This window comes from Streptomyces sp. NPDC060198 (genome assembly GCF_042728415.1).
Classification (GTDB): domain Bacteria; phylum Actinomycetota; class Actinomycetes; order Streptomycetales; family Streptomycetaceae; genus Streptomyces.
This window is the reverse complement of the sequence record NZ_JBHWZJ010000320.1, coordinates 1-7,972: the sequence shown is the minus strand read 5'-3', so window position 1 is coordinate 7,972 and position 7,972 is coordinate 1. Positions and strand designations below refer to the sequence as shown.

General features: G+C 70.7%; 4 protein-coding genes. All 4 read right to left on the bottom strand.

Annotated elements, in window-relative coordinates; all coding sequences use genetic code 11:
* The coding region (locus ACFWEP_RS27810) for a hypothetical protein (RefSeq protein WP_387373983.1) at window positions 1-6,333 on the bottom strand (6,333 nt) is incomplete at its 3' end.
* 24 nt (window positions 6,334-6,357) lie between these two features.
* Window positions 6,358-6,684, bottom strand: coding sequence for a hypothetical protein (locus tag ACFWEP_RS27805; RefSeq protein WP_387373981.1), 327 nt, complete (start codon window positions 6,682-6,684; stop codon window positions 6,358-6,360).
* Window positions 6,677-7,159 carry a YbaB/EbfC family nucleoid-associated protein gene (locus ACFWEP_RS27800; RefSeq protein WP_387373980.1) on the bottom strand — a complete coding sequence of 161 codons (483 nt, stop codon included), beginning with the start codon at window positions 7,157-7,159 and terminating at the stop codon, window positions 6,677-6,679. Before ACFWEP_RS27800 ends, ACFWEP_RS27805 begins: the two co-directional genes overlap by 8 nt.
* On the bottom strand, window positions 7,159-7,972 hold an 814-nt coding region (locus ACFWEP_RS27795; protein WP_387373978.1), incomplete at its 5' end, for a hypothetical protein. The genes ACFWEP_RS27795 and ACFWEP_RS27800, both read right to left, overlap by 1 nt.

The window sequence follows — 7,972 nt, the reverse complement described above, 5'->3', positions numbered from 1 at the left end:
GGACACGACGCGGTGCAGCTCGTCCGCACCGCTGAGCGCCTTGACATGGTGCGTGGTACCCGGAACGACCCCTCCCGGGTTCATCCGGGCCAGCCACGCGGACGCCGTCTCGTCCGGCAGGGGGCCGGTGCTCGCGTCGGGGGCGGAAGGCGACGTCCACCTCGTGCCCGTGGGTTCGAGATGGACGAGCGGTACGTAACTGGTGGTGGCGGGGGACATCCAGGCCACCCCGCCCGGTGCGTCCTCAGTCGGCTCGGTTCCGCTGAGGATCTCCGTACCGTCCGCGTCGAAGATCTGGACACGGGTCTCCCACTCGTTCTCCACTCTGACCATGGGGCTGGTCAGCGCATTGAGATGGGTGACGACCCGCTGGGCGGAAGCGATGGTTTTCTCCGCCGCCGCTCCGCCGCCGGTGCCGTTCGGCCCGGCCCCTCCCGTAAGCACTCCGGAGGTGCTCCGCTGACTGGAACCGCTCCCCGCGTCCAGCCCGTTGGCCTTCGATACGACCGAGGAATCCGTCACCACGGTGGTGAACGTGCTCTCGATGTCCCCCACACCGGAGGCGGCGACGACGGTGTGCGTCGCGACCCGGTGATGGGTCACCCGTACCTGAAGGTTCTTTCCGCCGTGGAAGATCCTCTTGACGAAGTGCTTCTCGCCCACCCGGACACGGCCCAGCAGCTCCACCCCGGCCTGGATGCCGGCGCGGAAGGACTGTTCGCCGACCAGCGTGTGAAGGGTGTCCCGGCCCCGCTGCCCCACCCCCAGCTCCTCCAGTTTCGCCAGAGCCCGGTCGATCTCCTTCAGCCCCGCTCGCACCGCACGGTCCGAGGCCGTCGCCGTCGGCTCGGACGGATCGAAGGAGTGCGCCTCCGCCGGTATGGAGGCGGAGGCGGCCAGTGGGTAGAAGTCGATACCGTCGTCGTGCATCCACGAGGGGACGGCCATTCCGTCCAGGTGCCCGCCCGCCCACTCTCCCAGCCCGTCATCGACGGCTCCGGCGCGGTGGAGGTCGCGGGGGGTCATGAGTCCCTGGTAGCCCTGGGCGATGGTCAGGGAACCGGTGAGGTGCACCGGACTGCTCCCTCGGCCCGTCCACGACGGCGCGGACGCCAGAGGCGTACGCGCCTCGGACACGAAGGGGGTGAACGCCCCGGTCGGCCGGCCCTCCACGACCCACTCGACCTCGATGTCGCCGTCGAGCAGTACGTACACCTCGTCCGACTGGACCAGGTTGGTGTCGCTGGTGGTGGACCGGGACCGCGCTTCTCCGCTCTGCTTCGAGTGGACCGTCACTTCCGCGTTCGCTCCGTAGGTGCCGGACGAGTTGGCGTTCTGCTGGGCGATCGGCGAGAACGCGGCCCCGATCGTCACCTTGTTCCCCGTCGACGAACTCTCCGACGCGGTCGTCGAGTGGTTCACCGACTGCTCCGTCTCCAGAGCCATGACGGGGCCCGCGACGCTGAGCCTGGTACGCCGGGCGCGCAGCCGGACGGAACCCTCGAAGCCCCGCAGCACACTCTGGTCGCTCACACCGCTCAGGAGTACTCCGTCCGGCGAGAAGAGCGACTCGGGGTGGCTGGTGAGGCCGACGAGCCACTGGCGCACCCGCTCGTGGACGAGGCCCCCCTCGTCGGTGAATCCGGCCGGGTCGCCCGCGGCCTTCGCGACCGAGTCGAGGATGCCCTTCAGCAGCCTCTTGCCGGTGCGGATCTTCGAGGTGAGGATCGGAGTGCTGCTGAGGTCGGTCCGGCCGAGGACGGCCCGCCGGCCGTTCCCGCCGGTGCCGGTGCCGGAATTGTCGTCCGCGGCGCCCGGCGTTCCGTCGGCGAACCGCTGCTCGGGGACGTACACGGCCGCCGTGAAGCGGCCCAGGTCGACAGGGTCGCTCTTCGGGAGCCGGCGCAGCGCGAGGGGAGGAAGTCCGAGGCTGCCGATCCAGGACAGGCCGGGCTGGGAGACCCGCTGCCCGGTCAGTTCGGCGATGAGGCCGCCTTCGACGGTGAACAGGTGTGCCCCGGTGGCGGTGGTGGTGACCAGGGTGTTGTCGCGTCCGGAGGCGGTGGTCACCTCCGCGGAAACGGTCTTGCTCCAGTGGGCCCGGGCACCCAGCGAACCCCCGACGGACAGGCCGGGAGCAGAGAAGCGGGGCAGGAACTCCACCCCCATCGAGCCCTCCTTGGTGATGGTCCGGCCGTGGCCGGTCTTCACCTGGCCCGGGGTGTTCAGGCGGATCAACCGGTGGGGATCGGTGTGCTGGTAGTCCCAGTCCAGGCTGGGCACCCTGAGTACCAGGGTGTGGAAGTGGCGGTTGAGGAAGGACCTTCCGAACAGGGGAATCCTCACCCCTTCGTTGTGCAGTTGATCCATCCGGTCGGCGAGCATCCCGGGACGTACCGCGTTCAGGACGGCCTGGGTGTTGTGGAAGGCACGCAGCCGCTCACTCGGCAGGCTGAACCACCGGGCGGGCCGGAAGCTCTCCCATTCCTTGCGGGACATGAAAGGGACCTGACCGCTCCCCCTCTTCGCCAAGGCGTCCAGGACCTGGTCGACGAACTCGTCGGCGGTCAGCCTTCCCGACTGCTGACCCTGCCGGCCTTCCCGTGCGTTCTGTGTGTTCTGTGCGTTCTGCGGGGACTGCTCGTGGAACGCGAGGTTCTCCGTCCGGGCGAAGGTGAGGTCGTACGCGCGGTCCTCGCCCCGACGAAGGTTCTCGGGGTCGGGCCGGTTCCCCGCTTCGAACACGGTCCTCGCGGTCGGCAGACCGGCCGCGGCGCGAACGTCGTCGGCAGGCTGGCGGACCAGGACCCAGGTCGAGACGGGAAGCTTCTTGCCGTCCGGGCGGGTGACGACGAAACCGATCTCCTGACGGCCCAGAACCGTCTGTGATCCCTTGACGCGTGCGACGGTCTTCATGGCGGACGACGACCCATGGGTGTCGGTGTGGGAGGTGTTCAGAGCTGCCGACGCCGTCAGTCCACCTGCCAGCTTGACCGGACCGACCGAACCCGTTCCACCCACGAGGAAGGCGGCGCCCACCTTGTTGCCGGTGGCGCGGTTGACCGTGTCGGTCTGGGTGACCTGGTTGCTGTCCCGCATCTCGTGGGTGGTGGAGACGGACAGGGGACGGTACTCGCCGAGCTTGACCGTGCTGACGGAGTATCCCCGAGGGAGTTCGAGGTTCCCGGAGAGCAGCTCCGCCCCCCGCGACTTCAGCGAGCGGGAGGAGAAGAACTCGTGGACCTGCGCGACGCTCACCCCGTGGGGCATCGCCCCCTGGGCGGCCCACCGGGGCAGCAGGCCCACAGGTCCGAATCCTTCGACGTGCCCCCACCCGAGCGGAACGCCCGTGGTCACCTCCACGGGCAGGTTGTCGTCCGCCTTCGGCTTCTCCCGGGCGCTGAGGGGTACTTCGAGCGTCGCGCCGTTGCTCACGGTCAGTTTCGACCGCAGGGGCGAGGGGGTGGTGCCCGAGTCGTGCAGCGGTCGTACGTCCAGCTCCAGCTGGATCGCGACGACGTACGTCTCCGTGCCCTCGGCGGCCCTCGTCTCGCGCTGGATCAGGTGGGCCCGGCCGAGATCGACCGTCTTGCTCTCGTTCATCGCGAGGGAGACCGAGACCTGGGTGGTCGCGACGGGAGCGACCGACCCCGACAGAGGCACGCTCACCGCGCCCGTGGCGCCCCTGCTCTCCGTGACGGCGACGTTGTGCGACGTCAGGTGCTGGTCGATCCCGTCGAACTTGTACGGCTGCGGACGGGGGCCCGTGGTGACGCGGCGCCACTGACCGAGGCGCATGGTGACGGTGGCCACGGCCGGGGCGAGGGGGCTGCCGACGAGCAGACCGCGGCCCTCGCCCAGGAGGCCCCCGGCGTCCCCTTCGAGGAGCGCCGCGAGGGCGTGGACATCGATTCCGGCGGCGGTCTTCGGCGGCAGCCCCTCCAGCAGTTCCGCTGCCAAGGCCGTCCGGTGGGCCACCGGGTTCGTCCCGAGCGTGCCGGGAACGTGCTTGTTCAGCAGGACCTGCGGCACGTTCAGGCCGACCTTGACCAGCCCGGCGACGGCCCGTTCGGGATGCGGGGCGGAGGGTTCCGTGGCCGAGGCACTCGTCGAGCCGGAGACCCAAGTGGCGCCGTAGAGGTGTGCCGGCGGGCCGTCCTCCACGAAGAGCACGTCTTCGAGCGGGGCGTCCGACAGAACCGGCGGGGCGAGCTCGGAGGAGTCCGTGTCCGCGTCCTCGGCATGCGGATTCTCCGGGCCGAGGGCCAGGGACAGCGGTGACCCGTCGTCGACCGGGACGACGGTCACGTCGGCCCTGTCCCCGAAGACCGGCGCGTTCGGATTGAACGCCTGCTGGACCGCTGCCGACGGTGGTTGCTGCTGGACCGGTGGGCTCGTCGGCGGGGGTGCGGGCGCCACGACGCTCTCGGTGGTCGACGAGGTGGAGAACGTCCGTACGGGCTTCGCCTGCGGTGCCGGCTGTTCGGCCTGCGGCGCCTGAATCTGCTCGGGGGTCGGAGCTGCGAGCGGGGGCGCGACGACGGGCCGCACGGGTGAGGGGAGTTGAGCCTGCGCGGAGACGGGCGGAGGAACGACCGGGGGTGCGGCGCCGAGTACGGGCGCCGACGAGTTCGTCCTACGGGGCGTCGTCGGGGCAGCAGGCGGAGGAACCGGGGCGCCGGTGTCCGTCTGCTCCGTCTTCCGGCGTTCGTACGACGCCTCCCGGACCACCTGCGAGGTCACCCGATCACTGCCCGACGACTCCCGACGCTCGTCGTCCGACGGTTCCTGCCGGTCGTACGGCTCCTCCTCGACGTCCCCGACCGGGATCGGCATGTCCGTGGACGCCTCCTCCAGGTCGTGGGATGCGAGCCCGCCCGGCGGCTGGGGGCTCCCGCCTGCGGCACCCGGCAGAGGGGCGGGAGCGCCCACGCCGTTGACCGGCCACCCGTGCTCGGGTCCGTCCAGGGCCGCCAACCGGTCGTTGAGTTTCTGCACCCACGCGTGATCCTGGCCCACGTGGTGCATCAGCGGCTGCACCACGAAGTGGCGCCCCGCGTGGCTCACGCCGGTCGTGAGGAAGCCGGAGAGGAATGTCCCGCCCGTGGTGGTGAACTGCCCCGTCGTCAGCACGTTGTACGCGCCCTCCGACAGGTTCTGCGACACACCTTCGAGCAGCATGTCGGTGCCGTATTGCCCCAGCAGGAAGCCCTTCGACGGACCGATCCCGGCCTTCGCCATGGCGTCGGGGAGATCGTCCGCCAGTACCCGCAGCGCCGTCCCTTCCACCCGGCCCGCGAGCTCCTCGCGGAGAGCCCTGCCGACGGTGGCCGCCGATCCCGGCCCGATCCACTCCCTGAGTACCGTCTTCGCCCAGCCGGTTCCCACGTCCCGGGCCTGCTCCTTGGTCATGCCCTTCAGCCCCGACCGGGCGAACTGGTCGCCGACGCTGCGTACGAACGCCTTCGCCAGGGACTCGTTCGCGGACTTGTTCAGGCCCTTGGCTAGGTCGGCGTTCATCCCGCCGAGCGTGCCGACGAGATCGTCGGCGAAACGCTTGCCGTCGCGGGCGGAGCCGGTGAGGGAGGCGAGCTTCCTGCCGGCCTCCTGGGTGAGGAGCTTGGTGAAGTCGTTGCCGAGCATCCGGCCGATCCGCGCGCCCGCCTTGGCGCCGGCGAAGCTCATCGCGCCGCCCACCAGTCCCTGAACCGCTCCGTAGGCGAGAGCCTGGATCGTGGAGTCCGTACTCCAGGTGTCGCGGTTGCCCATGGCCATCTGGACGCCCTGGACGAGGGCGTCCATCGCCAGCCCCATCGCGACGCTGACCGCCGTGTGCACCGCGATGCTCCGGACGAGCGCCCGGATCAGCCGGGGCACCAGCAACCGGACCAGCATGGTCAGCAGCGAGACGTGGGCGGTGACCGCCTGGCCGAGGCCGGGTACCCACCAGACCGCCGCCTCGAAGATCATCTCCGCGATGAGCTCGATCATCTGCGCGAGGATCATCCACTTGACGTACTCCGCGTCGGTCGCGGTGTCGTCGGCGATCTGCGCGAGGTTGGCCGCCTGGTCCTTCACCCCGGCGAGCGCGGGGGCCTCGCCGCCCGTGAGCAGCTCGGCGTAGCGGACGAAGGCCTGGGCCGCCTCGCCCGAGAAGTTCTCCCTGATGTACCGGGCCAGCTCGGCGAGTTCGTCCCGCATGGTGTCGAAGTCCTCGGCGGTGGACTCGTACAGGTCGGCGGCCTCGCGCAGTTCGTCCTCGTTGATCGACGGCCACTCCATGCCGGTGAGGGCCTTCATCAGCTCCTGCGCCTGCGGGCTGGGGGTCAGCACGGGCGCCGCCGGGAGGTTCCCACGTCAGGAGTCCTCGGTCCAGGCGGCGCCGATCTGCTGGGCCTCGGTCTCCGCCTTGTCGAAGATCTTCATCGCGTCGGTGCCGTCGACGCCGAGCTGGTCGACGAGGACGTTCAGCAGATCGAGGGTCTGGGTGATCGGAGGCATTCCGGCGCTGATGGCCTCGCGGTACTGCTTCGACGCCTCGTCCTCGCCGTCGCCGCCGCCCCGCGCGTTGATCTCGTTGATCCGTGCGACGTTCTGGTTGACACGGTGCAGCGCGTCGGCCGCGCCGGGGTACTGCGCGAACAGCGCCTTGAGCTGCTCGGTGGTGCGCAGGTCCTCACTCATCGGCCCATCCCTTCCGCGTGGCTGCGTCGTCCCGTGGTGCCTCGCCCGCCATCGGGTCGGCGGTGGCGGCACGCAGAGGGGCCAGCAGCTCCTCCAGCGCGCTGCCGGACTCCATGGAGCGGCGCATCGCGGCGCCCGCACCCCGCAAGGGCGCGAACGCCTCGTAAGCCTCCCGGCCCGCCTGCTCCTGGGCCCTGGTGACCACGTCGAGCAGGACCTTGCCCAGCCGGGCCGCGTCCAGCCGACGATGGTCCTCGGTGTGGAACTTGATCTCACGGACGTCCCCGCGCGCGCCGACGGTCACGCTGACGGAACGGTCCTTCGAACGCACGGTGATGGTCCGCGCCGCAAGCTCCCGCTGGGTTTCCAGGAGACGGTCCCGCTGGGCGCGCAGACTCGTCGTCATCTCCCCGAGCTGCTCCTGGAGCACGGAGGCGATGGCCGGAGCAGGCCCCCGTGACTGTCGTTCCTCCATCAGCCGATCACTCCTGTTCCGCCGGTGCGCCGTGTTCCCCAGGTGTCCTCGTCCTCGTCCAGGTAGCTCTTGCGTTCCCGGTCCTGCCCCTGTCCGGCCCCGCCCGGCGACATGCCGCCGCCCATCGGGGGAGTCGTGGGGCCGCTGGACGTGGTGGAACGCCGGCTGCTGAGCGCCGCCTCCTCGGCCGCGCCGGTGGCGGGCTCGGCCGAGGACGTGCGCACCCGGGTCGCGCGCGAGGCCGCCGTCTCTCCGGCGGCCCTGGTGTAGTCGGTGTAGCTGCCGTCCGGCTGCTTCACGCGCAGGGTCGCCCCGGCGTTGCGGGCGGTTTCGAGCGCGTCCGCGTCGAGGCCGGTGGTGCGCGTGGAGGAACGCGCGCGCTGGAGGGACTGTTCGAGGGCGCGTTGCTGCGCGGCGCTCTGCTGCTGGCGCTTCAGCTGCTCCTCGTACGCCTTGTCCTGCGCCTTGGCGGCGTCTTCCAGGGCCTGGGACCGCCGGATCTGGGCCTGCTGGGTCTGGTAGGCGCCCGCCGGAGCCTTGACCAGGCTCCCGTTCGTGTTTCTCAGGAGGCCACCGCCCGGAGCGGTCACCGTGCCGTCGGCGTTGATGACCGAGCCCGTCGGATACGCTCCGCCGTCGTACCCGGTCCCGTCGTCGGTGAGACCGAGGCCGCCCGTGCTGACGCCGTCGGAACTCAGCTCTCCGGAGCCCGCCTGGGCGGCGGCGTTCTGGAGGGCCTGCTCGCGCAGGGCGGCGGTGTCCGCCACTGTCGTGGTGTCCGCCGCGTCGTCGGTGTAGGCCGCCGTTTTGTCG